This is a genomic window from Streptomyces sp. NPDC041135, from assembly GCF_055592085.1.
Genome location: NZ_JBVIYZ010000004.1, coordinates 217,877 through 243,047 on the forward strand (window position 1 = coordinate 217,877; position 25,171 = coordinate 243,047).

General features: G+C 73.7%; 23 protein-coding genes and 1 pseudogene. 16 read left to right on the forward strand and 8 right to left on the reverse strand.

Annotated features, from left to right (window positions below):
* Nucleotides 1–3: 3 nt before the first annotated feature.
* The 3 genes from ACZ6CZ_RS12105 to ACZ6CZ_RS12115 form a co-directional block, all read right to left on the reverse strand.
* Nucleotides 4–486: a succinate dehydrogenase hydrophobic membrane anchor subunit gene (locus tag ACZ6CZ_RS12105; protein ID WP_469018394.1), complete on the reverse strand. Its 483-nt coding sequence runs from the start codon at nt 484–486 to the stop codon at nt 4–6.
* Between the two features lie 5 nt (nt 487–491).
* On the reverse strand, nt 492–872 hold the full coding sequence (gene sdhC, locus ACZ6CZ_RS12110) for a succinate dehydrogenase, cytochrome b556 subunit (RefSeq protein WP_469018395.1): 381 nt from the start codon (nt 870–872) through the stop codon (nt 492–494).
* 157 nt (nt 873–1,029) lie between these two features.
* Nucleotides 1,030–1,683 carry a 2-oxo-4-hydroxy-4-carboxy-5-ureidoimidazoline decarboxylase gene (locus ACZ6CZ_RS12115; protein ID WP_469019092.1) on the reverse strand — a complete coding sequence of 218 codons (654 nt, stop codon included), beginning with the start codon at nt 1,681–1,683 and terminating at the stop codon, nt 1,030–1,032.
* Nucleotides 1,684–1,851: 168 nt separating this feature from the next.
* On the opposite strand from ACZ6CZ_RS12115, the gene ACZ6CZ_RS12120 reads away from it, so the two are divergent.
* The 5 genes from ACZ6CZ_RS12120 (at nt 1,852) to ACZ6CZ_RS12140 (ending at nt 6,604) form a co-directional block, all read left to right on the forward strand.
* Entirely contained in the window at nt 1,852–3,501 is a 1,650-nt protein-coding gene (locus tag ACZ6CZ_RS12120) for a beta-N-acetylhexosaminidase (protein ID WP_469018397.1), read from the forward strand.
* A 140-nt stretch (nt 3,502–3,641) separates the two neighbouring features.
* Nucleotides 3,642–4,406 (forward strand): DUF4328 domain-containing protein, encoded by a 765-nt coding sequence (locus ACZ6CZ_RS12125; RefSeq protein WP_469018400.1) that lies wholly within the window; start codon nt 3,642–3,644, stop codon nt 4,404–4,406.
* Between the two features lie 238 nt (nt 4,407–4,644).
* On the forward strand, nt 4,645–5,235 hold the full coding sequence (locus ACZ6CZ_RS12130; RefSeq protein ID WP_469018403.1) for a hypothetical protein: 591 nt from the start codon (nt 4,645–4,647) through the stop codon (nt 5,233–5,235).
* A gap of 285 nt (nt 5,236–5,520) precedes the next feature.
* On the forward strand, nt 5,521–5,832 hold the full coding sequence (locus tag ACZ6CZ_RS12135) for a hypothetical protein (protein ID WP_469019095.1): 312 nt from the start codon (nt 5,521–5,523) through the stop codon (nt 5,830–5,832).
* A 133-nt stretch (nt 5,833–5,965) separates the two neighbouring features.
* A complete protein-coding gene (locus ACZ6CZ_RS12140) occupies nt 5,966–6,604 on the forward strand; it encodes an RNA polymerase sigma factor (protein WP_469018405.1) in 639 nt (212 codons plus the stop codon).
* Between the two features lie 71 nt (nt 6,605–6,675).
* On the opposite strand, the gene ACZ6CZ_RS12145 is transcribed toward ACZ6CZ_RS12140, so the two are convergent.
* Entirely contained in the window at nt 6,676–7,266 is a 591-nt protein-coding gene (locus tag ACZ6CZ_RS12145; protein WP_469018408.1) for a Uma2 family endonuclease, read from the reverse strand.
* Nucleotides 7,267–7,687: 421 nt separating this feature from the next.
* On the opposite strand from ACZ6CZ_RS12145, the gene ACZ6CZ_RS12150 reads away from it, so the two are divergent.
* Nucleotides 7,688–8,350, forward strand: coding sequence for an RNA polymerase sigma factor (locus ACZ6CZ_RS12150; protein WP_469018411.1), 663 nt, complete (start codon nt 7,688–7,690; stop codon nt 8,348–8,350).
* Entirely contained in the window at nt 8,350–9,507 is a 1,158-nt protein-coding gene (locus ACZ6CZ_RS12155) for a hypothetical protein (RefSeq protein ID WP_469018413.1), read from the forward strand. The genes ACZ6CZ_RS12150 and ACZ6CZ_RS12155 overlap by 1 nt, the downstream gene beginning before the upstream one ends.
* A gap of 252 nt (nt 9,508–9,759) precedes the next feature.
* Here the strand turns inward: ACZ6CZ_RS12155 and ACZ6CZ_RS12160 are convergent, their stop codons facing one another.
* Nucleotides 9,760–10,611 (reverse strand): L,D-transpeptidase family protein, encoded by an 852-nt coding sequence (locus tag ACZ6CZ_RS12160; protein WP_469018415.1) that lies wholly within the window; start codon nt 10,609–10,611, stop codon nt 9,760–9,762.
* Between the two features lie 103 nt (nt 10,612–10,714).
* Here ACZ6CZ_RS12160 and ACZ6CZ_RS12165 point away from each other — a divergent pair, with 103 nt between their 5' ends.
* Together ACZ6CZ_RS12165 and leuE are read left to right on the forward strand one after the other, a co-directional pair.
* Nucleotides 10,715–12,295, forward strand: a complete 1,581-nt coding sequence (locus tag ACZ6CZ_RS12165; protein WP_469018417.1) for an acyl-CoA mutase large subunit family protein — start codon at nt 10,715–10,717, stop codon at nt 12,293–12,295.
* A gap of 73 nt (nt 12,296–12,368) precedes the next feature.
* Nucleotides 12,369–13,019 carry a leucine efflux protein LeuE gene (gene leuE / locus ACZ6CZ_RS12170; RefSeq protein WP_469018419.1) on the forward strand — a complete coding sequence of 217 codons (651 nt, stop codon included), beginning with the start codon at nt 12,369–12,371 and terminating at the stop codon, nt 13,017–13,019.
* Between the two features lie 24 nt (nt 13,020–13,043).
* Here the strand turns inward: leuE and ACZ6CZ_RS12175 are convergent, their stop codons facing one another.
* Nucleotides 13,044–13,220, reverse strand: coding sequence for an aromatic-ring hydroxylase C-terminal domain-containing protein (locus tag ACZ6CZ_RS12175; protein ID WP_469018422.1), 177 nt, complete (start codon nt 13,218–13,220; stop codon nt 13,044–13,046).
* 60 nt (nt 13,221–13,280) lie between these two features.
* Between ACZ6CZ_RS12175 and ACZ6CZ_RS12180 the strand changes: the two are divergent.
* From ACZ6CZ_RS12180 to ACZ6CZ_RS12190, 3 genes and pseudogenes are all read left to right on the forward strand, one after another.
* A pseudogene (locus tag ACZ6CZ_RS12180) lies at nt 13,281–13,643 on the forward strand (TetR/AcrR family transcriptional regulator C-terminal domain-containing protein); the annotation flags it as partial.
* 146 nt (nt 13,644–13,789) lie between these two features.
* A complete protein-coding gene (locus ACZ6CZ_RS12185) occupies nt 13,790–15,253 on the forward strand; it encodes a glycosyltransferase family 29 protein (RefSeq protein ID WP_469018425.1) in 1,464 nt (487 codons plus the stop codon).
* Complete coding sequence (locus ACZ6CZ_RS12190) at nt 15,250–17,580, forward strand: glycosyltransferase (protein ID WP_469018427.1); 2,331 nt, start codon at nt 15,250–15,252, stop codon at nt 17,578–17,580. The genes ACZ6CZ_RS12185 and ACZ6CZ_RS12190 overlap by 4 nt, the downstream gene beginning before the upstream one ends.
* A gap of 66 nt (nt 17,581–17,646) precedes the next feature.
* Here ACZ6CZ_RS12190 and ACZ6CZ_RS12195 read toward each other — a convergent pair whose 3' ends face one another.
* Together ACZ6CZ_RS12195 and ACZ6CZ_RS12200 are read right to left on the reverse strand one after the other, a co-directional pair.
* Nucleotides 17,647–18,981, reverse strand: a complete 1,335-nt coding sequence (locus ACZ6CZ_RS12195) for a polysialyltransferase family glycosyltransferase (protein ID WP_469018430.1) — start codon at nt 18,979–18,981, stop codon at nt 17,647–17,649.
* Nucleotides 18,978–19,955, reverse strand: a complete 978-nt coding sequence (locus ACZ6CZ_RS12200; protein WP_469018432.1) for a glycosyltransferase family 2 protein — start codon at nt 19,953–19,955, stop codon at nt 18,978–18,980. Before ACZ6CZ_RS12200 ends, ACZ6CZ_RS12195 begins: the two co-directional genes overlap by 4 nt.
* 198 nt (nt 19,956–20,153) lie before the next feature.
* On the opposite strand from ACZ6CZ_RS12200, the gene ACZ6CZ_RS12205 reads away from it, so the two are divergent.
* Genes ACZ6CZ_RS12205 through ACZ6CZ_RS12220 form a run of 4 tightly spaced genes read left to right on the forward strand, consistent with a single transcriptional unit; the run spans nt 20,154 to nt 24,950 of the window.
* The gene (locus ACZ6CZ_RS12205) at nt 20,154–21,509 is read left to right on the forward strand and encodes a DUF6716 putative glycosyltransferase (RefSeq protein ID WP_469018434.1); all 1,356 of its coding nucleotides are present in this window, start codon (nt 20,154–20,156) and stop codon (nt 21,507–21,509) included.
* Nucleotides 21,510–21,541: 32 nt separating this feature from the next.
* Complete coding sequence (locus ACZ6CZ_RS12210) at nt 21,542–22,798, forward strand: cytidylyltransferase domain-containing protein (protein WP_469018437.1); 1,257 nt, start codon at nt 21,542–21,544, stop codon at nt 22,796–22,798.
* 14 nt (nt 22,799–22,812) lie between these two features.
* Nucleotides 22,813–23,751, forward strand: a complete 939-nt coding sequence (locus ACZ6CZ_RS12215; RefSeq protein ID WP_469018440.1) for an N-acetylneuraminate synthase family protein — start codon at nt 22,813–22,815, stop codon at nt 23,749–23,751.
* Nucleotides 23,752–23,807: 56 nt separating this feature from the next.
* Nucleotides 23,808–24,950: a hypothetical protein gene (locus ACZ6CZ_RS12220; RefSeq protein WP_469018442.1), complete on the forward strand. Its 1,143-nt coding sequence runs from the start codon at nt 23,808–23,810 to the stop codon at nt 24,948–24,950.
* Nucleotides 24,951–25,171: the final 221 nt, after the last annotated feature.

A 25,171-nucleotide genomic window follows, 5' to 3' on the forward strand; every position in this document is an offset into this window, starting at 1 on the left:
TGCCTAGCGGATGTTCGGGTCGAAGGTGAAGATCACCAGCGTGCCCAGCAGGATGGTGAACACCGTGGCGGTGTAGAGCAGGCCCTTCAGCCACAGCCGGGTGTTCGGCCGCTCCGCGTAGTCGTTGACGACCGTGCGCAGACCGTTGGCACCGTGCAGCATGGCGAGCCACAGCATGGCCAGGTCCCAGACCTGCCACCAGGGGGAGGCCCAGCGGCCGGCCACGAAGGCGAAGCCGATCTTCGAGACACCGCCGTCCAGCACGAGCTGGATCAGCAGGTGGCCGAGGACCAGCACGACCAGCACGATGCCGGACAGGCGCATGAACAGCCAGGCGGCCATCTCGAAGTTGCCCCGAGTGGACTTCGGGGACTTCTTGGTGCGCAGGCGCGGGGCCTCGATCAGGGGGGCCGGGTTGTCGACGCCGTAGGCGGGGGGGCCTTCGACGGGTCCGACGCCGGACGGGGTGGTTTCGGTGGTGGACATGGGCGTCAGCTCCCGAACAGAACACGGGCGGCGTGGCCGAGGACGGGGTAGACCGCCCCGGCCATCAGCACCACCCAGACGACGACGACCGACCACAGCATCTGCTTCTGGTAGCGGGTCCCCTGCGACCAGAAGTCGACGGCGATGACACGCAGGCCGTTGAGCGCGTGGAAGAGGATGGCGGCGACGAGGCCGTACTCCAGCAGCGCGACGACCGGCGTCTTGTAGGTGGCTACGACCTTGTCGTAGTCCTCGGGGCTGACACGGACGAGAGCGGTGTCCAGCACGTGGACGAACAGGAAGAAGAAGATGAGGACGCCGGTGACTCGATGAGCCACCCAGGACCACATTCCTTCCCGGCCGCGGTACAGCGTTCCAGCCGGCACGGAAGAACCCTCCGGGAGCGGGGACTAGGGCCGCGCCGGCTTGGGTGTCGGTCGGGCCCGGCCGGGTACGGTCCTCCGGCCCCCAGCATCGTAGCGAGGCCCCGCGCCGTGCCTGACGGGGGGCCTACCTAGTGTGATCAAAGTGGCACCGGACGGGCTAGAGATGCGGTGTATACAGCACTTTGTCCGGTTGTCCGCCGTGTGCGGTGGTACGGAGGCCGGGCGCCGCGCCCCGCGGCGGTCCCGGCGCCGGGCACCGTCCGGTGTGCGCCGGGCCGCCGGTCTCCGCCGGGCGGCCGGTCTCCGTCAGGCGGCCGGCGAGTCGGGCGCGGGCCAGGCGCCGCAGTTCCTCCGCGGCCACGACCCGCTCCTCGTCCGGATCGTCGGCCAGCCGGGAGCGGATGCCCTCCAGGATGCGGTCCAGGGCCTCGTCCGGGTGCACATCGCCCAGGTAGATGACGAACGCGTGTCCGAACCGGGCCTCGTAGGCGGCGTGCGCCGCGCTCAGGGCCGTGTGGGCCGCCGAGTAGGTGTCCTCGGGCAGCTCGGGCAGCGACTCGCTCGCCAGCGCCTCCGCCAGGTCCCCGGGCGTCAGGTCGTAGGCCGCCTCGTCGGACGCGGCCAGCAGGGAGCCCAGGTCCGGGTAGGGGCGGTGGTCGGCCAGCCGGTGGGCCCAGCGGGCGCTGCGCAGGCAGGACAGCAGGAGGGCGTGGACCTCGTCGGCGGGCGCGGTGTTGAATCCCGCGAGCAGGGCAGGCGAGGCCTGTGGGTGGAGCTGCTCGGGGAGGTACGGGAGACGGTGCGCAGGCAGGGGGTCCTCGCGTCACATGTGGGTGTGGCAGGGATCGTGTGAAAGATGTGACCAGGTTATCGGGAGCGGTCACTCTCTGTCCGTCGGATAACCGAATTTCACCCGAACGGGAGAGTTTCGGATGTTCTCGATGACGGATGTCCCGTCGATCGGTCGTAGGTTGGCAGAGTGAGCCAGCACAGGCGCCGGACCGCGGCGCGGCAGGTGAGGCGGAAGCGGGCCGTGGTGACGGCCGTGGTCGCCGGGACCGTGACGCTCGGGGTGGGCGTGGGCGTGTGGGCCGCCGGGGACGGCGGGGACGGCCGCCCGGCCGGCGCGACCCGGCAGCCGTCGGTGAGCAGGACCGGGGCCGACCCGGCGGGCGCGGCCACCCCCAGCCCCTCGCCGAGCCGGTCCTACCCGCTCTCCCAGGCCCCGCGCACGATTCCCGCGGTGCGCTCCCACACCCCGGCACGCGGCCCCGGCTGGCGTCCCGGCAGCGGGGGGCGCGTGGTGGTCGGCGACGAGCGGCTGGCCGACGAGGGCCGCCTGCTGGCCGGCGAGCTGGGACTGGCCTACGCCGGCCGGACGACCGGCGTGAAGGCCGGGGACGTCCGGCTGGCCCTCGGCGGCAGCGGCGGCCCGGAGTCGTACACCCTGACCGTCCGCTCCGGGCGGGTCGACATCAGCGCCCCCGCCGACACGGGCGTCTTCTACGGCACCCGCACCCTCAAGCAGGAGGTGCACGGCGGCGGCACGGCCCCCGAGGGCGTGGTGCGCGACCAGCCCGCCAAACCGCGGCGCGGATTCATGCTCGACATCGCGCGCAAGCCGTTCACCGCGGACTGGATAGAGGACCGCATCCGGGAACTGGGCGACCTGAAGTACAACGAGCTGGGCCTGCACTTCTCCGACGACCAGGGCTTCCGCGTCGAGTCCACCAGCCACCCCGAGATCGTCGACCCGGTCCACCTGACCAAGGCGCAGGTCAAGGACATCGTGGACCTCGCCGCCAGCCGGCACATCACGGTCGTCCCCGAGATCGACTCGCCCGGCCACCTCGGCGCGGTCATCGCCGCCCACCCCGACCTCCAGTTGCGCAACGCGCAGGGCGTGGCCACGCACGGCGCGATCGACATCGCCAACCCCGCCGCCGCCGACCTGATCGACGACCTCCTCGACGAGTACGCCGGTGTCTTCCCCGGCGACCAGTGGCACCTCGGCGGCGACGAGTACGCGGCGCTGACCGTCGCCGACCCACAGGCCTCCTACCCGCAGCTGGCCGCCGCCGCCCGGCAGGCCTACGGCGCCGGCGGCACCGTCGCGGACCTCACCACCGGGTGGCTCAACGGCCGCGCCGACACCGTGCGCGCCCACCACCGGACCATGCGGGCGTGGAACGACGGCTTCTTCAAGGACGCCTCCGTACGGCCCGCGCCGGACCTCCAGGTCGCCTACTGGACGGGCAAGGAGATCGGTGCCCGCCCGCCGGCGGAGTACCTCGCCGCCGGCCGCAAGGTCCTCAACTACAACGACGAGTTCCTGTACTACGTCCTCGGGCAGCCGCAGACCTTCGTCTACCCGACCGGTCAGCGGATCTACGAGCAGTGGAACCCGCGGGTGCTGCGCGGCACGACGCCCGTCCCGGCGCGCTACGACGGGCAGATCCTCGGCGGCTCCTTCGCCGTCTGGTGCGACCTGGCGAACTCCCAGACCCAGGACCAGGTCGCCGCCGGCATCCGCATGCCGCTGCGGGCCACCGTGCAGAAGCTGTGGGACCCGGGCACACCGGCGCTGACCTGGACCGAGTTCAAGGCCCTGGCGGACCGGCTGGGCTGACGGCCGCCCCCGGCCGCCCGGACCGGGCGGCGCGGATTCGAGTGGACGGACGGCCGAGCCGAACCGTATGTTCCGGGAGCCGCGCGTCAGGCCCAGGGGAGAGCCGCGCGCCTGTGTCACCGTCCCGGGGGAACCTCGTCGTGATCTGCGTCCGCTGTCAGCGTGCCGCCGCCGTGCGCGGCACCGCCCTGTGCGCCGGCTGCGCGGCCGTGCCGCCACCGCCCGCCCCGCCGCTCCCGGGGGCGCCCGGCGTGTGGCTGCGCAACCCGGTGGGGCTCGGCCGGGCCGCCGCCGCGATGCTGGGGCTGGTGATCGCCGCCGACCTGTTCGCGGTCTGGGCGGACGCCCTCCAGCTGGAGGTCACCGGTGAGCTGGCCGACGGCCGGTTCGGCGCCGGCCTGACCGACCGGGCCGAGCGTGCCGACAGCGCGTACGGCGCCTCCGGCGCCGGCCAGGCGGCGGCGCTGATGGCCTCGGTGACCATGTTCCTGTGCTGGTTCCACCGGGTGCGCGAGAACGCCGAGGTGTTCCACCCGCACGGGCAGAGCAAGAGGCGCGGCTGGGCGATCGGCGGCTGGTTCACCCCGGTGGTCAACCTGTGGTGGCCGCGCCGGATCACCCTCGACATCTGGGACGCCAGCCTGCCGTGGGGCGCCCGGCCCGCACACGGGCTGGTCAACTGCTGGTGGACGCTGTGGCTCGGCTCCCTGTTCGCCGACCGGATCGCCGTGCGCGGGTACGACCGGGCCGAAGGGGCGGCGGAGCTGCACGCCGCCGTCGGCCGGATGCTGTTCGCCGACGCCCTCGACATCGCGGCCGCCGCCCTCGCCATGGCCGTCGTCCTGCGGCTGACCGCGATGCAGCGCCGCAAGGCGCTCGCGGGAGCGGTCCCGGCCGCGCTCTGACCGCGGCGGTGGTCCGCGGTGGTCCCGGCCGTGCGCCGGCCCCGGCCGCGGGGTGACGGCGGCCGGCCGTGACTGAGGGCCGGTGCCCGGTGGCCGCACGCCGACCGGTGGCCGAAAAGCTGCGCTCGGCCGTGCCCGCCGGGATGCCGTCCGCTCACTGTGACACTCCTGGGTCGTCGCACGCAGTAAGGGGAAATGCGGGCTCCGTACAGGTCGGTGCCGCGGCGAGGAGGCGTGCATGAGCCTGGTGGACCTGATCGCGCAGGCCGACGAACGGGGACTGGCGGCCGGCGGGCTGGCTTGTTTGGAGCGGTGCGTGCCGCTGCTGGGCGGTGACGACGAGGTGCTGCGGCCGCTGTGGGCGAGCCTCGCCGACGGCCCCGACCGGCCCGGCTGGGCGCAGAGCCTGGACAAGGCCCGCGGCGCGCTCGCGGCGTCCGCCCCCGGGGACGCGGAGCCCGGCGGCGAGCCGGTGCCGGACGAGGCCACGGAACTCGCCCGCCGGATGCTGGCCGAGGCTCCCGACGGCCTCGACGCCGCCGCGCTGCGGGACTGGGTCGACACCTGCTCCGTCGCCGCGCTGCGCATCCACCGCCTCCTCGACCCCGCCGACGACGGCACCGCCGCGGCCGCCGCCCCGGTGGACCGTGCGGGCGGCGCGCAGGAACTGTCCCACCTGGTCGCGGCCGAGCTGCGCCGCCAGGTCACCGTCCTGGAACTGCTCGCCGCGCACGGCCCCGGTGGCCTGCGCCGCGCGCTGGAGGTGTCGACGCAGGGGCGGCGGGTGCTGCGCGCGGTGGTGTCCCGCCGGGCGCGCGGGCGGGCGTAACGTTTCTGCACCCGCTCGGCCACCCCGGTCGCTGCCGCACCCTTCCGCCCCTGCCCGGTGCTCAAACCCGGTCGCGGGGGGAAGTCCTGTGAGCGTCGTGCGGGCACGGTGCGGCAGTCCTGCGCCGGTTGCCGGCCGGCCTGCGGAACGTGTGACACCGGCCGCGCCCGGTCCGCTGCTTCTTATGTGACAGCCCACTACGTGACAGCAGAGCAAGAGCAGCAGCAGACCAGGCCGCACGCCGCGGCGAAACCGGCGCGCTGGGCGGCGGACGCGGTGGCCACGATGCGCGAGGGCGCGCGGGTACGGCTCGACTACTCCGCGCAGAGCCTGTGGCGGGTCGACCGGATGATCGAGGAGATACGACGGGAGGGGGCGCCGTACGAGGCCGTGGAGAGCGTGCTGCGCGGCTTCGGGGCGTACGCCGGTGAGGTCGTCGTCCGCCAGACCGGCGCCGAGTGGTGGGCGACCGGCGGCGACCACTGGATCCGCACGCCCGGCGGACGGCTCTGGGACCCCATCGACGAGGCCCGGCGCTGCTTCGGCGGACACGGCTCGCTGCGCCTGCTGTGCCGGGACGCGACCGCCTCCGGGTGAGCGGTCCGCCCGGGCGGCTCCCGCCGGACCGCCCGACACCGCCTGACAAGCTGTGACACTTCTGTGCGCCCCGGCGCTGATGACCGTGAGGGCGGGGGACACGGCCGCACGAAAACGGCACACGGGGACGGTCTTGGGCCAGTCAGGGGAGCCCCGACGCGCGCAGGCGTACGACGGGGAGCTGGGCGCGGCCGTCGCGCGGGCCCAGGGCGGCGACGAGAGCGCCTTCGCGGTGGCCTACCGGCTGGTGCAGCCCGGTCTGCTCGGCTACCTGCGCGGCCTGGTCGGCGACGACGCCGAGGACGTGGCGTCCGACGCCTGGCTGGAGATAGCCCGGGACCTCGGCAGGTTCCGGGGCGACGGGGCGGGCTTCCGCGGCTGGACCGCGACCATCGCCCGCCACCGCGCCCTGGACCACCTGCGCCGGCAGCGCGTGCGGCCGCGCACGGCGGTGCTGGGGCAGGACGTGCTGGAGCTGCCCGGACCGCGCACCACGCACGACGAGGCGATGGAGGCGCTCTCCACCGAGCGCGCGCTGGAACTGGTCCGCGCCCTGCCGCGCGACCAGGCCGAGGCGGTGCTGCTGCGGGTGGTGGTCGGCCTCGACGGCCCGGCCGCCGCCCGCGTCCTGGGCAAACGCCCCGGCGCCGTCCGCACGGCCGCCCATCGCGGCCTGCGCCGCCTCGCCCGCCGCCTCACCCCCAGGTCCCCGGCGGACGGGGGCACGGACGCGACGGGCGACGGCCCCCGGACGCCGCGTGAGCCGGGATGAGCGGCGCCGGGGCCGGCACGGAAGCGAACTCGCGTCAGCGGCACGGCGGTCCCGGGCCCGGTGGCCGTCGGTCAGGCTGTGGGGACGAGGGCGTCGAGACCGACGTCGAGCGGGAACGGCACGGACGTCCTCAGCCGGCCCCGGTGGATGCCGGTCGGCACGTAGGTGCTGGTCATCCTGTCGAGTTCGTAGGCGTGCACGGCGGGGGCGCCGGACTCGTCCTCGACGCGCCAGAAGTGGGTGATCCCGGCCTGTGCGTACTTGAAGGGTTTGAGGGACCGGTCGCGGTCGGCCGACTCCTCCGAGACGACCTCGACGACGAGAGCGACGTCGCCGGGTGCGTACCAGGTGCGGTCGGGGTCGTACGCGGCGGTGGTGACCAGGATGTCCGGTTCGGGCCGGCTCTTGTTGTCGAGGCGCACGGTCATCTCGCGCTCGACCTCGTAGCCCTGGGGGACTGCCCGCCGCAGGGCGAAGGTCATGTTCTCCACGAGCCGGGAGTGCCAGGACCGCTGCGGCGACATCATGAAGATCAGGGCTCCGTCGATCAGTTCCGTGTGCCGCGGCGCTTGGGGAAGGTGGTCGAGGTCGTCGGCTTCCCAGCCGCTGGGCCTGGGCGGAGTCATCCAGTCGGGGAGTTCGGCGGTCACGGCTTCCTCCATGCGCTGCAAAGGGAGCGGTCAGGGGCCTTGATCCCGGGTTGCTGACGCGGGCCATGCACCTGGCGTCAGAGTAGTTGACGCCGCCCTCGGGCGACGGCGGTTCCGGCGGGGCCCCCGGGGCCGCTTCGGGCGTCGTGGGGTGGGCCGAGGCAACGGCCGGGGCCGCCACCCCCCACAGGAGAGGCCCCGGCCGTCGCGCGGTACGGGCCGCGCGGCGGCCCGTACTTGTTCCAGCGCCATGAGTGCGTTTTCTGTCACACCCAGAGACCGTCCACAGCGTCACGAGTTAGTTGCATCTTGTACGGACATGGACGAGGAGTGGTTTCAGGTCGTAACGTGCCTTTCGCGTCGAGCGCGAATGCATGATCATTACAACGATCGGCGGCGTCGAAGCCGCGACCATCTATCGAGGAACCACAGGGTGCTGGGGGACGACGCGGAGCTGACCGCCGCGGTGGCTGCGGCACAGGCCGGGGACGAGACCGCGTTCCGGACCGTCTACCGCGCGGTGCATCCACGGCTGCTCGGGTACGCGCGGACACTGGTCGGCGATCCGGACGCCGAGGACGTGACGTCCGAGGCCTGGCTGCAGATCGCCCGGGACCTGGACCGGTTCAGCGGCGACGCGGACCGCTTCCGCGGCTGGGCCGCCCGGATCGCCCGCAACCGCGCCCTGGACCACATACGGATGCGCGGCCGCCGCCCCGCGATCGGCGGCGACGAGACGGAACTGACCGGCCGCGCCGCGGACTCCGACACCGCGGGCGAGGCCATGGAGGCCCTGGCCACCGACAGCACCCTCTCCCTCATCGCGCGCCTGCCGCAGGACCAGGCCGAGGCGGTCGTCCTGCGCGTGGTCGTGGGCCTCGACGCCAAGACCGCGGCCGAGACGCTCGGCAAGCGCGCCGGCGCCGTACGGACCGCCGCGCACCGCGGTCTGAAGCGGCTCGCGGAGCTGCTGGGCGAGGATCCGGAATCGGCGGCCAGGCTAGAGGCACTGCCGCCCCAGCGAGAACCGCGCGGTCGCGCGGTGACGTCCGCGAGTGTGACGCATACGCGCGCGCGGACGCAGAAGGACATGTGATGGCCGACGAGCAGTACCCGTGGCTGGACCGTGCGACGGCGGACCGTCTGCTGCGCGGCGAGTCACTCGAAGCCGTCGACGACCGCGCCCGTGACCAGGCAGAACGGCTCGCCAAGGTGCTCGGCGCGCTCTCCGTGGACCCGGCACCGGACGGCGCCGAACTCCCCGGTGAGGCGGCCGCGCTGGCCGCGTTCCGCAAGGTCCGCGAGGCCGCCGCCGCCGAGCGCGCCGCCGGGGAGCACCCCGGCGGCTCCGCCGCGCACCCCGGCGCGCCCGCGCACGCCTCCGACGCCGGACTGGTGCGGATCGGCGCGCGAGCCCGAACCGGAGCGTCCGGGTGGCGTCCGCGCCGGGCCCGCCCGGTCCGGCTGGCGCTGGCCGCCGCGGTGGCGGCGGGCATGCTGGGCGGCGTCGCGATGGCCGCCGGGACCGGTGTGCTGCCGGGTCCGCTCGGTGGCGGCGACCCCGGACCGGCGGCGTCGGTCACGGCCGGCGTGACCGGGCAGCGTCCGGAAGCCCCCGCCTCCCCGCGGGCCACCGGCGGCCGGGGCACCGCGACGCCCGGCGGGACACCGGGCGCCACCGCGGACGGCGGCCCGGCGTCCGGCGCGCCCGGCCGGACCGGGGCCACCGACGGCGGCAAGGGCGACGGCAGGAGCGACAGGGGCGCCGCCGTCGCGCCCGGCGGGAGCGCCGGCGGCTGGTGGAACGGCGCCGAGAAGGCCTGCCGGGACATCCGGGACGGCAAGACCCTGGGCGCCGGCCGCAAGCGCCACCTGGAGACGGTGGCGGGCGGACCGGCCCGGGTGCAGACGTACTGCAGGACCGTCCTGGCCGTCGCCGAGGGCTCGGCCGAGCAGGGCAAGGGCGACGACGGCAAGGACAAGGGCGACAGCGGCACGGGCGACGGCAAGGACAAGGGCGACGGGAAGGACAAGGGCGACGGCAAGGGCAAAGGGGCGGGCGGCGACCCGGGCGGCGGTGACGAGGGCCACATAGGCCGCGGTCACGGCCACGGCGGCCACCACGGCCGTACCGCCACCCCGCGCCCGACCGCCCTCTCCCCGCTGGTGCCGCGGCCCGGGCACGGCTCGGCGGCGAGCCCGGGGCCGGACGCGCCGCTGCCCTCTCCGAGCCCCACGTACACCGCCCTGTAGACCCGTCGAACAGCTCTGACCTGCACGGATGTCAATCACAAAAACTTTTCCGGGCAGGGTGTGACGTTTTCGGCCCCGGCGGCGCAGTACTGAGTGAGCCGACTGGTCATCGGCCGTCGCACTGAGCCGGGGTTCCCCCCGTACCTTCGGCTCGTGCACCTGGCGCGGGCGGGACACGTTCCCCCGGTCCCGCCCGCGCCCCGCACACCTCCCCGCGCCCCGCGCACTCCACCGGCGCGCACGCCGGCCCGGTCACCAGTACACGACGACCTTGTCGCCGTCCCGCACCTGCGCGAAGAGCGACGCCACCGCCGTCTCGTCCCGGACGTTCACACAGCCGTGCGAGCCACCGGCGTAGCCGCGGGCCGCGAAGTCGTAGGAGTAGTGCACCGCCTGACCGCCGCTGAAGAACATCGCGTACGGCATCGGCGAGTGGTAGAGCGTCGACACATGGTGCCGAGACTTCCAGTAGATGTGGAAGACACCCTCCCGGGTGGGGCTGTACTGCGCGCCGAAGCGGACCGCCATCGTCGACACCGTCCGCCCGTCGACCATCCAGCGCAGCGTCCGGCTGGTCTTGCTGATGCACAGCACCCGCCCGGCCAGGCACCGCGGGTCCGGCGCGGCGGCCGGCTGACCGCCCATCAGGTACCGCTCCCAGGTCCCCGGCTCCCGCGTCATCGCCAGCAGCCGCCGCCAGGTGACGGTGTCGGTCGCGCCGGTCCGCGGCAGCCCGCGCTTGCCCTGGAACCCCCGCACGGCCCGCTCGGTCAGGTCGTCGTAACTCCCCGTCGGCCCGTCGAACAGCCACTGCACCTGGCGCAGCCGGGCCTGGAGCTCCCGTACCGCCGGGCCCGTGTCGCCGCGCGACCACAGCACCGGGGGCGCGACGGCGGAGGGCGCCGCGGGGGAGGGCGCGGCAGGGGAGGCGGGCGTCCGCGCGGCCGCCCGGCCCCGGCCCGCGCGGTCGTCGTCCGGGAAGCTGATGTGCACCGGCGAGCGGTGCTCACCCGACCCGTCCGGCGCCCGCACGGTGCAGCCGCAGAGCGCGCCGAGCGCGGCGGCCGAGGCGAGTACGGCGACGGCCTTCCCCCTGATTGTCATGCCGGGGATGTTCCCCCGCGTGACCGCCGCCGAACTACGGGGCATGGTGAGGAGTACGCGGGGGGCGACTGCTGAGTGGCACACGTACTGCGGAGGCACCCACATGGCGCGTGAGTCGGAGTCCGGCCTGCCGATCGAACCGGTCTACGGACCGGCGGACCTGACCGGCTGGGACCCGGGACGGAAACTGGGCGAGCCGGGCGCGTACCCGTTCACCCGGGGCGTGTACCCGACGATGTACACCAGCCGCCCCTGGACCATGCGCCAGTACGCCGGGTTCGGTACCGCCGCCGAGTCCAACGCCCGCTACCGGCAGCTCATCGCGCACGGCACCACCGGCCTGTCGGTCGCCTTCGACCTGCCCACCCAGATGGGCCATGACTCCGACGCGCCCCTCGCGCACGGCGAGGTCGGCAAGGTGGGCGTGGCGGTCGACTCCGTCGAGGACATGCGGGAGCTGTTCGCCGGCATCCCGCTGGACCAGGTCTCCACGTCGATGACGATCAACGCGCCGGCCGCGCTGCTGCTGCTCATGTACGAGCTGGTGGCCGAGGAGCAGGGGGTGGCGGCGGACCGGCTGACGGGCACCGTCCAGAACGACGTGCTGAAGGAGTACATCGCGCGGGGCACGTACATCTTCCCGCCCAAGCCCTCCCTGCGGCTGACCGCGGACATCTTCAAGTACTGCCGCGCCCGGATGCCCCGCTGGAACACCATCTCCATCTCCGGCTACCACATGGCCGAGGCGGGCGCGTCGCCCGCGCAGGAGATCGCGTTCACCCTCGCCGACGGCATCGAGTACGTCCGTACGGCGGTCTCGTCCGGCATGGACGTCGACGACTTCGCGCCCCGCCTGTCCTTCTTCTTCGTGGCCCGCACGACGCTCCTGGAGGAGGTCGCCAAGTTCCGCGCCGCGCGCCGGATCTGGGCCCGGGTGATGAAGGAGGAGTTCGGCGCCCGCAACCCCAAGTCCCTGATGCTGCGCTTCCACACCCAGACCGCCGGGGTCCAGCTGACGGCCCAGCAGCCGGAGGTGAACCTGGCCCGGGTCACCGTGCAGGCCCTCGCCGCCGTCCTCGGCGGCACCCAGTCCCTGCACACCAACTCCTTCGACGAGGCCATCGCGCTGCCCACCGACGTCAGCGCCCGGCTGGCCCTGCGCACCCAGCAGGTGCTGGCCCACGAGACGGACGTGACGGCCACCGTCGACCCGTTCGCCGGCTCCTACGCGGTCGAGCGGATGACGGACGACGTGGAGGAGGCCGCGCTGGACCTGATGCGGCGGGTGGAGGACGCCGGCGGGGCGGTCGCGGCGATCGAGCGGGGCCTGCAGAAGCAGGAGATCGAGCGCAACGCCTACCGCATCGCCCTCGAGACGGACTCCGGGGAGCGGGTGGTGGTGGGCGTCAACCGCTTCCGGCTGGACGAGGAGGAGCCGTACACACCGCTGCGCGTCGACCCGGCGATCGAGGCCCGGCAGGCCGAACGGCTGGCCCGGCTGCGCGCCGGACGGGACGGCGGGGCGGTGAGCGCGGCACTGGACGCGCTGAAGAAGGCGGCGCAGGGCGAGGACAACGTCCTGCACCCGATGAGGGAGGCGCTGCGCGGCCGGGCGACGGTGGGCGAGGTGTGCGGGGCGCTGCGCGAGGTCTGGGGCAGCCACGTCCCGTCGGACACCTTCTGAGCCGGGCCGCTCCCCGGCATCGGACGCCGTCCTCGGCGGCTGGGTGTCAGAGCCCCGTGCGACACTCGCTGTCATGCTCGGTGTCGTCGATCTGCCCACCTATCTGGCCGGCCTGGTGCTGATCATCCTGCTGCCCGGCCCCAACTCGCTGTACGTCCTCTCCGTCGCCGCCCGGCGCGGGGTGCGCACGGGGTACACCGCCGCGGCCGGGGTGTGGTGCGGGGACGCCGTGCTGATGACGCTGTCGGCGGCCGGGGTCGCCTCGCTGCTGCAGGCGAACGCGCTGCTGTTCGGGATCGTGAAGTACGCGGGCGCCGGATATCTGACCTGGCTGGCGATCGGCATGCTGCGGGCCGCCCGGCGGACGTGGCTGACGCGGCGCGAGCAGACCGCCGACGCGGCCGAGCCCGTCACCGCCGCCGACGAGCGGCCCTTCCGCCGGGCCCTCGTGGTCAGCCTCTTCAACCCCAAGGCGATCCTGTTCTTCGTCGCCTTCTTCGTCCAGTTCGTCGACCCGGGCTACGCCTACCCGGCCCTGTCCTTCGTCGTGCTCGGCACCTTCGCCCAGCTCGCCAGCTTCCTGTACCTGACCGCGCTGATATTCGGCGGCACCCGCCTGGCCGCGGCCTTCCGGCGCCGCAAGCGGCTGTCGGCGACGGCCACCTCGGCGGCCGGCGCCCTGTTCCTCGGCTTCGCGGTGAAGCTGTCGCTGGCCAGCGCCTAGGAGCCACTGGGACCAACGCCCGGGTCACGCCTCAAGGGCGCGCGGTCGGCGCAGTCCGGTCCGGGACAGGTAGGCGTCCAGTCCGGCCGTGGAGTCGCCCGCCCAGCCGACGTAGCCGTCCGGCCGGACGAGGAAGACGCCGGGGCCGTAGGAGCGCGGGGCGGCCGGGAGCGCCCGGACCGGCTCCGGGAGCCCGGGCACCGCCCGCGCGCCCAGCAGCGTCCAGTGCGGCCCGCGGAACGCGTCGAACAGCCGGACCCCGAGGTCTTCAGCGGCACCCGCTTCACGGGCACCGACCACGCCCGCGGGCTGGAGGCCGACCTGGCCTGCTTCACGGCGAGCGGCCTCACCCTGGCCCAGGCGGTCCAGGCGGGCCGGACGGCGTACCTCTACACCATCGGCTTCGTCATCGAGGAGCAGGGCGTGCAGCCGCTGCCCGGCGAGCGCCGGGAGGGCTACGGCGTCGAGGACCGCGCCCGCCTGCTGGCCGGCTACCCGCTGGCGGCGGCGGCCGGCGCGGAGCTGTTCACGGACTACGACCGGCATTTCGAGGCCGGCCTCGACCTCGTCGTCGCCGGTGTCGAGGCGCTTCACGGACTCGGCCCGGACCGCCCGCGCGGTTGACGGGCGAACGATTCTTCCCCCGGTACCGGTGAGTTAACCGGCTGGTCGTTTTGCCTTCCTAGTTTCTCCATCCATCCCCATGTCCGGGAAAACCCGCGGCATCGGGCAGGGAAAACATCTTGTCGCTGGGCAAAATCAGGAGAGCTATGACGAGGGTCCAGAACCGGCGGGCACCTGCGGGTGGAGGGGAGCTGGACGACTGCCTGCGCGCCTGCGCCGTGCACAGCGGCAAGCTCGTGGGCAGCCTCGACCGTCGCCGTACCGAACTGGCCGAGCAGCTGCGCCGGCTGCTCGTCGTGGTCGCCGCCGGCCCGGCCGCGCCCGCCCCAGCCCCGGCCGCCGGCGCCACCGCCCTGCTGAAGCGGGCCGTCAAGGGCGCCGCCACCCCGGCCGCGGGCATCGGAGGCGACCTGCTCGACGCCCTGCTCGCGGTCGCCAACAAGGCCCTGGAGTGCGGCTACTCCGACGAACTCGACCTCGCCCTGTCGATCGCCGACACCGTCCTCGCCCAGCGCAGGAACTCCCGGGCCGGCTGGCGGCTGCGGGCGCGCGTCCTGGAGGCGCTCGGCGAGGAGCGCGAGGCCGTCGAGGCCTACGAGCGCTACCTCGCGCTCACCACCGAGGACGGATTCGGCGTCGCCGCCCGGGTCGCCGGACTGCGCCGGGCCGCCGAGCGCGAGCGCGACCTGCTCGAGCTGCTGCGGCGCCGGTGCCCGCGCGCCGCCGAGTTCGCCGCCGGCCCCGCCACCGACGTGTGGGCCGAGGGCCTGGCCCTGCACGCCCTCGGGGACTGGGAGGCGGCCGAGCCCCGGCTGGTCGGCGCCCTGCTCGCACTGGCCGCCGACGAGGCGCCGGTCACCGACCGGCAGGAAGCCCTCAGCCAGTACCTCGACCTGCGCACCGGCCTGCCCGGCACCGACCTGACCGAGCTGACCGAGGTCGTCGCGCTCTACGCCGAGCAGCGCCGCGTCCGCATGCGCGGCCCCGTCACCGACCCCACGGTCGGCGGGGTGCGGTGGATCGGCCTCGGCGAGTTCCGCAACCAGATCGCCGGCAAGTCGATCTGCCTGATCGCCAACTCCGGCCGTGTGGGCACGAGTTCACTGGGCCGGCAGATCGACGACTACGACCTGGTGGTGCGCTTCAACTCGTACCGGATCGACCCCCGGCACACCGGCAGCCGTACCGACATCCACGCCACCATCCACAAGCACGGCTTCAACTGGGACCAGCCGGTGACCACCCGGCTCGTCTTCGGCGGGATCTCCGGCGACTGGAAGCACTCGCTGCGCAACCGCCTGGTGCCCGGCGCCCAGCAGTACCTCGGCGACGAGTCGCTGCGCTGGCCGCTGCGCACCATCGGCCAGGTCGGCGCCGACGCCTGGTCTGGCATCCCCACCACCGGCTTCAACATGCTGTGGCTGCTGGACTTCCTGGACGTCAGCCCCACCCTCGACCTGATCGGCTTCGACTTCTACGAGAGCGGCGCCTACCGCGTCCAGGAGGCCATGAAACTGGCCATCACCTCCGTGCACGAATACACCAGCGAGAAGGCATGGGTCATGCAGCGGGCCCAGAGCGTGAGCGACATGAGGATATCCCTGCGATGACCACGACCTCCCCGAGCACCACCCGCGCGGTGGTCCCGGCGACCGACGCCCGCGCCCTGACCGGCAAGCGGCGCATCGCCTTCGCCAGCTTCGTCGACGAGAACTACCTGCCCGGCTTCCTCGTCCTGCTGCGCAGCCTGGCGCTGTCCAACCCCGGCGTGTGCGAGGACTTCGTCGTCCTCCACGACGACCTGCGCCCCTCCTCCATCGCCCGCATCCGCGCCCTGCACCCGCGCATCGTGCTCCAGCGCGTCGACGCGGAACGCTACGACTCCTACGTCAAGGGCGACCAGGACAACTACCTGGTCCGCAAGGCGTACTTCATCCTCGACGTCTTCCGGCTGCGCGGGTACGACACGGTCGTCACCCTGGACACCGACATGGTCGTCCTCGGCGACCTCGGCGAACTGCTCAAGCTGCGCGAGGGACTCGCCGCCGTCCCGCAGTTCTTCCACGGGCAGCACAAGCTCAACTCCGGGCTGCTGGTGATCCAGCGCGAGTACCTGTCCGACGCGTTCTGCGCGAAGATCGACCAGGTCGGCCGCAACGGCGCCTACGAACTCGACAAGCACGACCAGGGCATCCTCAACGCCGTCCTCGACGGCGACTTCGTCCGCCTCGACGCCCGCTACAACTTCGTCAAGCGGCGCCTGTCCGGGGACCTGCCGGTTCCCGAGGACACCGCGATCCTGCACTTCACCGGCCGCCACAAGCCCTGGCAGGGCGGCGAGTCGGGCTACGGGCAGGCCGAGGAGCACTGGCGCCGGTTCCAGCTGTCCGACGCCGAGTTCCACGCCGCCTTCCTCGCCCAGGGCCGCTCGCCCCACCACGACCTGCTCGTGCACTACGGCACCCCGCACGTCCGGCGCACCGGCGACGTGGAGGCCGCCCGCAAGGTCGCCGCCGCGCACATCGCGGCCGGCGAGTACCAGGAGGCCGTCGACATCCTCGGCGGCGTCCGCATCGGCCTGGACGCGGCCTGGCCGCACGAGGTGCTCGGCCACGCCCTGATGAGCGTCTCGCGCTACGACGAGGCCAGGACGCAGCTGCTGCTGGCCACCGCCGCCCCCAACCGGGCCGCCACCGCCTACGCCCGCCTCGCCCAGCTGGCCTGGGTGCACGGCGACAACGCCGGCGCCCTGAAGTACGCCACCGAGGGCCTGTCCGTCGACCCCACCCACCGCTCCAGCCGCCTGTGGGCGCAGCGCGCGGCGGCCGTGCCCGCGCAGGAGCAGGGCGCCCCCGAGGACCAGCTGGCGCACGTGGCGTTCTACATGGACCGGCAGGGCAACGCGGGCGACAAGCTGCTGCCCGAGACGGTCCGGCTGGGCTTCGGCGCCGACACCAGCTCACGGCGCTGGCACTCCGTGCACGCCCACCGGCTGTTCGACGCGGCCGCCCTGGAGCGGGTCAACGCCCGGCGCGGCCTGGTCATCGGCGGCGGCGGCCTGTTCATCCCGGACACCATGCCCAACGGCAACAGCGCCTGGCAGTGGAACGTCCCCGACGAGCACCTGCGCGCCGTCGAGGTGCCGATCATGGTGTACGCGGTCGGCTTCAACGCCTTCGACGGTCAGTCCTACCGCGCCGGACGGTTCAACGAGAGCCTGCGCCTGCTGGTGGAGAAGGCCGCCTTCTTCGGGCTGCGCAACCACGGCTCCATCGACAAGGTCCGCTCGCTGCTGCCGCCCGAGCTGCACGACAAGGTGGTCTTCCAGCCCTGCCCGACCACGGTCAGCCGCCAGCTGATCGCCGGCTGGAGCGACCCGTCGTACCGCGAGGACACCGTCCTGCTGAACGCCGCCTACGACCGCGCCGGGCTGCGCTTCGGGCACGACTACGGCCACTTCCTCGGCCAGATCGCCGAGGCGGTCCGCGCGATCGACGCCCACACCCGGGTGAAGTGCGTCGCCCACTCCCTGGACGACGAGCGCATCGCCTTCGACCTGCGCCGCACCCACGGCATCTCGCTGCCGGTGATCCCGATGTACGACTTCTCCAACGACGAGATCCGGGAGACGTACGCCAGAACCCGGCTGGTCATCGGGATGCGCGGGCACGCCGGCATGATCCCGTTCGGGGTCGGCACGCCCATCCTCAGCCTCGTCTCGCACCCCAAGATGGCGTACTTCCTGAGCGACATCGAGCGGCCCGAGTGGGGTGTCTCCGTGCACGAGCGCGACCTGGGAAAGGTGCTCACCGAGCGCGCCCTGCACATCCTGGACCACCACGAGCGGACCGTCGCCGACGTGCACGACCGCCAGCGGCCGCTGTGGAAGGCGACCCAGGAGAACGCGGCCCGGATCAAGGAGATCCTGGGCCGGTGAGCAGACGGGCGCGGGGCGGCTTCCGGTGACCGGAAGCCGCCCCGCGCCCGCAGCGGCGGGCGGCCGTCAGCGGCGTACCGCCCGGCGCAGGGAGCGGGCCGTGCGCGCCACCCGGCGCACGGTCGCGTTGCGCGGGATGAACGACAGCTGGGCGGGCACTCCGCCGGGCAGCGCCAGCGAGGTCAGGCGCTTGCGCTTGAAGTAGCGCAGGGTCCGCTCGTCGAGGCGGCCCGCCAGATACCGCTCGGTCTCCGCGCGCAGCCCCGGCAGGATCTTCGGCTGCATCGCGAAGCCCACCGCCCGCACCAGCGCGCCCAGTTCCCCGGCGGACATGCCCGGACGCCGCTCGGCGACCGCCTCCCGGTCCGTCAGGTCGGGCAGCAGCGCGTCGACGACGGTGACCGGGACCCGGTTGCTGTTCTCGAACGGGGAGAGGCGGTCCAGCAGGGTGCCGGTGCCCAGCCGGGCGGTCGGCAGGCCGTACAGCGCGGAGGCGGTCAGCAGCGCGGTGGAGAAGCAGCCGACGACCAGCGCGGGACGCATCCGCTGGTAGAGCACCTCGGCCAGGACCGGTGTGCCGACGACCGTGAGGTCGACGCCGAGCCGGCCGGCCTCCTCCTCCAGGGTGCCGGTGAACCGGGCCGGGGCGGCCGGGTGCGGTTTGAACACCACCCGGGTGTGGCCCAGCGCGGCCACGCCCCTCAGCATCCGCACGTGCAGGTCCTCCTCCTGCTCGGCGGTGAGGATGCCGAGCGCGGAGAGGTACTGGCCCAGCAGCAGCGCCGGGCCCTCGAGCTGCGGCAGGCCGTCTGCGGCGGGCAGGAGTTCGGCCAGCACCTCGGTGAAGCGGGCTGTCGGCACGATCTGCGGCGCCACCCCGAACTCGGTGAGCAGCAGCGGCCGCAGGCCCGGCACCAGGTCGAGGTGGAGCAGCCGGTCCACCCGGGTGCCGACCAGCGGGTCGATCTTGTTGCGGGTGGGGCCGTAGCTCATCAGGCCGTCCGCGTAGACGGTCACCGGTGCCCCGGTGAACATCCGGGCGAGGCTGAGCGCGGGGTCCACCTGAATCGACTCGACGGCCAGGGACACGTCGTCGTCGCCGATGCCCCACTCCAGCCGCAGATACCGCTCCCACAGCGGGAGGTCCTCGGTGCGCGGGGACCAGCCGCCGGGGTGGAAGGGGAAGATCGTGTCGTTGTACGACAGCACGTCGTCGAAGCGCCCGCGCAGCCGCTCGAAGCCCGGTGCCGTGTCCAGGCCCGGCGTCGTCTCGGGTGTCGCGGCGTTGTTGCAGACCAGCAGGATGCGGCGGTCGGCCGGCGGGAAGCAGCCGGAGTCCAGGGCGGCGGCCAGCGTGGCCGTGCCGTACAGCGTGGACGCCTGGAAGATCTGGGTGCTCACGCGGCGGCCCCCGCGGGGACCGGGCGGCGGCGCAGGCGGCGCAGGCGGCCGGCGCGCTGGTGGTCCATGGAGTTCAGCGCCTCGTCCAGCACGCGCTGCGGCATGCGCCGCAGGGCGGCCGCGCTCAGCGTTCTCAGTCTCCTCGCCACCGCGGGTTCGAACCTCTCGGAGGACGCCAGGTGGTGGGAGATGATCGCGCAGTAGGTGCGCACGGCCTTCGGCAGCAGCAGGTCCGCCTCCTTGTCCCGCGCGGTCTCCTCGACGACCTGGTCGAAGGCGCGGAGGAAGTCCAGCTGGCGCACATCGCCTATCTGGGTGAGGGATGACGCCACGCCGCGCCGGTAGAAGACGCCGAGCAGGTTCACCACGGCGAAGGAGTCCGCCTCCCGGTGCAGCTTCCAGATCCACGGCCGGTCCTCGGCCGTGCGCAGCCCGTCGGTGAAGTGCAGCAGCCCCCGCTCCACCAGCCGCCGGTGGTACACGCCCGCCCAGGCGTAGGCGTAGTCGACCGAGGTCGTCCGCTCGGCGGGCAGGATCGCCTCGCGCGGGTTCAGCACCACGTTGCGCCGGCCGTGCGGCACCCGGAACACGGTGCGCGAGCGCGCGGTGCACTGCACATGGTCGGTGCGCACGAAGTCGCAGCCCAGCTCCTCGATCGCGGCGAGCAGCCGCGGGTAGTAGCCGGGGGCGAGCCAGTCGTCGCCGTCCAGGAAGGTCAGGTAGGTGCCGCGGGCGCGGTCGATGCCGGTGTTCCGCGCGGTCGCCAGCCCTCCGTTCTGCTCGTGCCGGACGAGGACCGCACCGGGCACCTCGCTTTCCGCACGCGCGAGGAGGCCGGGTGTCCCGTCGCGGGAGCAGTCGTCGACGAGAATGAATTCGATGTCCTCCCGCGCATTCGCGAGGAGGCTCCTGAGGGTGTCGGGCGCATATTGCTGCACGTTGTAGAACGGCACGATGACGGAGAGCTTGACCACGTGGGCGACGGTAGGGCGCGGCCCGTCATTCGCCCTGACCGCCGCCTTGATGCGAGGTGAACGACGCGTGGCGATGCCGTGAACCGGGATGTCCCGCCGCGTTTTCCGGGCCCGATTCGCCATTCGGCGATGTGCTGTTAACCGTTTGTTGCGTTCGGGTTGGGCGGAACCTCGGAATGCCTTCCTAGCGTCTTGGGCGTGCCAGTAAGTCCAGCGAACTCCCTGCGGATCGCCGTCCTCGCCGATTCCGACACCCGGTGGAAATGGGGCGCGCTCACCGCGCAGCGCGTCACCCCCACCGGTGCGGAACTCCGGCTCGACGGCTACCTCCTGCGGGGCCGTGCCACCCCGACGCCCCGTCAGCTCCAGGAGGTCGGCGTCCACGCCGACTCCCTGCGCGAGGTGACCGGCGTGGAGTTCCTGCGCGCCCTCGGCGACGGCGCCGGCTACGACGTCGTCGTCCTCGCCCTGGTCGGCGGCGGCGTCCAGGCGATGCTGCACGGACTGCGCAACGCCTGGGCCGGCTCGGTCCGGCGCCCCGTCGTCGTCACCGGCTACGTCGGCGTCGTCTACGAGAAGCTCGCCGACGGACTGCTGCTGCGGCACGGCGCGGACCTGGTCCTCGCCAACTCCCGCCACGACGCGGAGCGTTTCCGGGCCGTGTACGACGGGGTGGGCGCCGACTCCGCCGCGGTGACCGAGGTCGCGCTGCCCTTCCTCGGCGGCGCCCCCTACACCGGCGGGCCCGAAGCGTCCGCGGAGCCGCAGCGGCCCTACACGGTGGTGTTCGCCGCCCAGCCCTCCGTCCCCGCCGGCCGAGGGGACCGTACCTACCTGCTCGACCGCCTGATCCGGCACGCCCGCAGGCACCCCGAGCGGGAGGTGCTGCTCAAGCTGCGCTCCCGGCCCGGCGAGCACACCACGCACATCGAGGAGCTGCCCTACCAGAAGCTGGCCCAGGGCCGGGACCTGCCCGCCAACCTGCGCCTGGTGTACGGGCACATGGGGGAGGTGCTGGACCGCACCGACCTGCTGGTCACGGTCAGCTCCACGGCCGCCCTGGAGGCGCTGCACCGGCGTATCCCGACGGCCGTCCTGACCGACCTGGGCGTGCGCGAGGCGCTGGGCAACCACCACTTCACCGGCTCCGGCTGCCTCGCCTCCTGGGACCGGCTCGACGCCGGGCACCGCCCGCGGCCCGACGAGGAGTGGCTGGCCCGGTCGGGCGTCGCCGCACAGGACACCTCCACCGGGAGCGGGCCGTACGCCACCGCCTTCGACGCGGCCCGCGAGCGCATCACCCGGCTGCTGGACCGCCCCGGCGGCCTCCCGCCGCTCAGCCCCTACTACACGCCCGAGACCGCGCCCGGCTATCTGCCCGGCATCCTCGCCCGCCACCACCTCGGCCCCGACGGCGCCCCGCTGCCGGGCGCCCCGGCCGCCGACACGGCACCGGGCCCGGTCCGCCAGATCGTGCGCCGGGCCGCCCGCGGCGCCTACCGCCACGGCGTCCAGCGCGTGGCCCCGGTGATCCGGCGGATGGGGGAGCTGTGAGCGGCCGGACCCCACCCCAAGGAGTACAGCCCATGCCCGACGCCGATCCCGGGGCGGCTCCCGCCCCCGCGGTCCGCCGCGTCCTCGCGGTGATCCCCGCCCGCGGCGGCTCCAAGGGCGTGCCCGCCAAGAACCTCGCACCCGTCGGCGGGGTCCCGCTGGTCGCCCGCGCGGTCCGCGAGTGCCGCGCCGCCCGGCTGGTGACCGACGTGGTGGTCTCCACCGACGACGCCGCCATCGCCGCCGTCGCCCGCCAGGCCGGCGCCGAAGTGGTGCTGCGCCCCGCCGCCATCGCCGGTGACACCGCGACCTCCGAGGCCGCCGTCCGGCACGCCATGGACGCCCACGAGGCGCTGCACGGCTCGCCCGTCGACGTCGTGCTGCTCGTGCAGTGCACCAGCCCGTTCCTGGTCCGCGAGGACGTGGACGGGGTCGCGGCCGCCGTCGTGGAGGGCGGCGCCGACACCGCCGTGACCGTGGCGCCCTTCCACGGCTTCGTCTGGCGGGACGCGGCCGACGACCCGCCGGCCGCCGCGCCGGCCGGTGAAGGCGGCTACGGCGTCAACCACGACAAGTCCGTCCGCCCCCGCCGCCAGGACCGCCCCCAGGACCTGCTGGAGACCGGCGCCGCCTACGCCATGGACGCGGCCGGCTTCCGCGAGCACCAGCACCGCTTCTTCGGCCGCACCGAGCCGGTCCGCACCGACCCGGCCCGGGTGCTGGAGATCGACGACCCGCACGACCTGGCCCGCGCCCGGGCCCTCGCGCCGCTGTTCGACGCCGGCCGGCCCGGCGCCCTGCCGACCGCCGCCGACATCGACGCGGTCGTCCTCGACTTCGACGGCACCCAGACCGACGACCGGGTGCTGATCGACTCCGACGGACGCGAGTTCGTCTCCGTGCACCGCGGCGACGGCCTCGGCATCGCCGCGCTGCGCCGCGCCGGACTGCGGATGCTGATCCTGTCCACGGAACAGAACCCGGTCGTCGCCGCCCGCGCCCGGAAGCTGAGGCTCCCGGTGCTGCACGGCATCGACCGCAAGGACCTCGCCCTCAAGCAGTGGTGCGAGGAGCAGGGCATCGCGCCCGAGCGCGTGCTCTACGTCGGCAACGACGTCAACGACCTCCCGTGCTTCGCCCTGGTCGGCTGGCCGGTGGCGGTCGCGAGCGCCCACGACGTCGTGCGCGGCGCCGCACGCGCGGTCACCACCGTGCCCGGTGGCGACGGCGCGATCCGAGAGATCGCCAGCTGGATCCTCGGCCCCTCTCTCGACTCCCTCGACAAGTAAGGAACCTCTCCGCCATGAGCGCCAACTCCCGTCTGCGCACCTTCGGTTCGAAGACCGCCGGCCCCGGCCACCCCGTTTACGTCGTCGGCGAGATCGGCATCAACCACAACGGCGAGCTCGAGAACGCCTTCAAGCTCATCGACGCCGCCGCCGAGGCCGGCTGCGACGCCGTCAAGTTCCAGAAGCGCACCCCGGAGATCTGCACCCCGCGCGACCAGTGGGACATCGAGCGCGACACCCCCTGGGGCCGCATGACCTACATCGACTACCGCCACCGCGTGGAGTTCGGCGAGGACGAGTACCGCCAGATCGACGAGTACGCCAAGAGCAAGAACATCGACTGGTTCGCCTCCCCCTGGGACACCGAGGCCGTGGCGTTCCTGGAGAAGTTCGACGTGCCCGCCCACAAGGTCGCCTCCGCCTCCCTCACCGACGACGAGCTGCTGCGCGCCCTGCGCGCCACCGGCCGCACGGTGATCCTCTCCACCGGCATGTCCACCCCGAAGCAGATCCGGCACGCCGTCGAGGTCCTCGGCTCGGACAACATCCTGCTCTGCCACGCCACGTCCACCTACCCGGCCAAGGCCGACGAGCTGAACCTGCGCGTGATCAACACCCTCCAGGCCGAGTACCCGAACGTGCCCATCGGCTACTCCGGCCACGAGACCGGCCTGCAGACCACCCTCGCAGCGGTCGCGCTCGGCGCCGCCTTCGTCGAGCGCCACATCACCCTCGACCGCGCGATGTGGGGCTCCGACCAGGCCGCCTCCGTCGAGCCGCAGGGCCTGACCCGGCTGGTCCGCGACATCCGCACCATCGAGGCCTCCCTCGGCGACGGCGTCAAGAAGGTCTACGACTCCGAGCTGGGCCCGATGAAGAAGCTGCGCCGGGTCGCCGGTGTCGTCGCCGAGGCGGAGATCGCGGCGGCGGCGGGCGAACCGGTCGCGGTCTGAGTCCGCAAGATCCTGACCGAGTCGCCTTGATTGCCTTACGGGACGGTCGTACGCCGATGAGCCCCCGCGCCGGACACCCCGGCCCCTCCCACCGCACGCTCGCCTTCGTGGAGAGCCCCGTCCAGCTGCTGAACGTGCTGGAGTGGGCGCACCTGCGCGACCTCGGCGGTGCGGAACAGGCCGGACCGCCGCCCGCGCGGGGCCGGCGGCGGCCGGCCGGGTCCCCGGCCGGCACCGGCGCGGACCTCACCCTCGTCGTGCTGTCCCCGACCGACCCCATGACCCGCGGCCAGCTGCGCCGCATGGCCGACCTGGCCCGCGACGAGGGCTACCGGGTGCGCTGGGAGGAGGCGCGGGGCGGCACCGCCGCGCCCTTCCACACCATCGGCTCCCTCACCGGGCCGCTGCGCCGGGCGGACCGGATCGTCATGGGCGACCCGTTCTCCCGCTATGTGCAGCTGCTGCTCACCATCACCCGGGCCAGGGACCTGGTGGTCGTCGACGACGGCACGGCGACCATGGAGTTCGTCGCCCAGCTCGCCCGCGGCGAGCGCCTGGTCCGCTGGCACCGCAAGGGCGGCCGCCCCGGCCCGCGCGACCTGCTGTTCGCGCCGGTGTCCGGCTCGGCGCGCCGCCGCCTCACCCCGGGCGCCGGGCGCCGGGTGGAGATCTTCTCCTCCATGCCGATGGACGCCACCCCCGACGGGGTGATGGTCACCGCCAACGACTTCGGCTGGACCCGCGCCCGCTTCGGCCCGCCCCGCATCACCCGGGGCGCCGACCTGGTCGGCACCTCCCTGGTGGAGACCGGCGTGGTGGACGGCGACCGGTACCTGGCGGCCGTGCAGCACCTGGCCAGGACGCACGGCGCCTCCCGCTACTTCGCCCACCGCCGCGAGAGCACCGACAAGCTGCACCGGTTGGCCGGCGAGTCGGGGCTGGAGGTCGTCCGCCCCGACCTGCCGCTGGAGCTGATCGCCCGCCGCGGCCCGATCGGCCGTACGGTCCTCAGCTTCCCGTCGACGGTCGTGCACACCCTGCCGCTCGCCCTGGCGGGCACCGGCGTCCGCGTCGCCGTCTGTGACATCGACCCCAGCTGGCTGACGGAGACCGCCTCGCCCCGGGCGCAGGGCTTCCTCTCGGGCGTCACCGGCACGGCGCGCAACGCCCACCGCCTGGCCGCCGTCATGCCCGCCTGAGACCGGCAGGAGCGGCGGGGCGGGGGCGCGTGCTCCTGCGGAACCGGTCCCGTAACGTGGACGGCTCCAGCGGGAATACGGTCGGGCATGGTATCGGTGGAAGGAGAAGAAAAAGGTCTTTACCCACCTCAGTCCGCACCCATGCGTCCGCCGGTCAGATTTTCTTCCCCCGAAGGGGTTGAACTTTTGTTGATCGAGGGTCAGCCGACCGGCCGGGCGTC

What these genes read in the sequence shown, in the direction of transcription:
- leuE (WP_469018419.1), top strand. Translation starts at nt 12,369, where the DNA reads ATGCTCGGTGTCGTCGATCTGCCCACCTATCTGGCCGGCCTGGTGCTG.
- ACZ6CZ_RS12160 (WP_469018415.1), bottom strand. Translation starts at nt 10,611, where the DNA reads ATGACAATCAGGGGGAAGGCCGTCGCCGTACTCGCCTCGGCCGCCGCG.
- ACZ6CZ_RS12135 (WP_469019095.1), top strand. Translation starts at nt 5,521, where the DNA reads ATGCGCGAGGGCGCGCGGGTACGGCTCGACTACTCCGCGCAGAGCCTG.
- ACZ6CZ_RS12145 (WP_469018408.1), bottom strand. Translation starts at nt 7,266, where the DNA reads ATGGAGGAAGCCGTGACCGCCGAACTCCCCGACTGGATGACTCCGCCC.
- ACZ6CZ_RS12105 (WP_469018394.1), bottom strand. Translation starts at nt 486, where the DNA reads ATGTCCACCACCGAAACCACCCCGTCCGGCGTCGGACCCGTCGAAGGC.
- ACZ6CZ_RS12190 (WP_469018427.1), top strand. Translation starts at nt 15,250, where the DNA reads ATGACCACGACCTCCCCGAGCACCACCCGCGCGGTGGTCCCGGCGACC.
- ACZ6CZ_RS12165 (WP_469018417.1), top strand. Translation starts at nt 10,715, where the DNA reads ATGGCGCGTGAGTCGGAGTCCGGCCTGCCGATCGAACCGGTCTACGGA.
- ACZ6CZ_RS12155 (WP_469018413.1), top strand. Translation starts at nt 8,350, where the DNA reads ATGGCCGACGAGCAGTACCCGTGGCTGGACCGTGCGACGGCGGACCGT.
- ACZ6CZ_RS12220 (WP_469018442.1), top strand. Translation starts at nt 23,808, where the DNA reads ATGAGCCCCCGCGCCGGACACCCCGGCCCCTCCCACCGCACGCTCGCC.
- ACZ6CZ_RS12130 (WP_469018403.1), top strand. Translation starts at nt 4,645, where the DNA reads ATGAGCCTGGTGGACCTGATCGCGCAGGCCGACGAACGGGGACTGGCG.
- ACZ6CZ_RS12185 (WP_469018425.1), top strand. Translation starts at nt 13,790, where the DNA reads ATGACGAGGGTCCAGAACCGGCGGGCACCTGCGGGTGGAGGGGAGCTG.
- ACZ6CZ_RS12215 (WP_469018440.1), top strand. Translation starts at nt 22,813, where the DNA reads ATGAGCGCCAACTCCCGTCTGCGCACCTTCGGTTCGAAGACCGCCGGC.
- ACZ6CZ_RS12210 (WP_469018437.1), top strand. Translation starts at nt 21,542, where the DNA reads ATGCCCGACGCCGATCCCGGGGCGGCTCCCGCCCCCGCGGTCCGCCGC.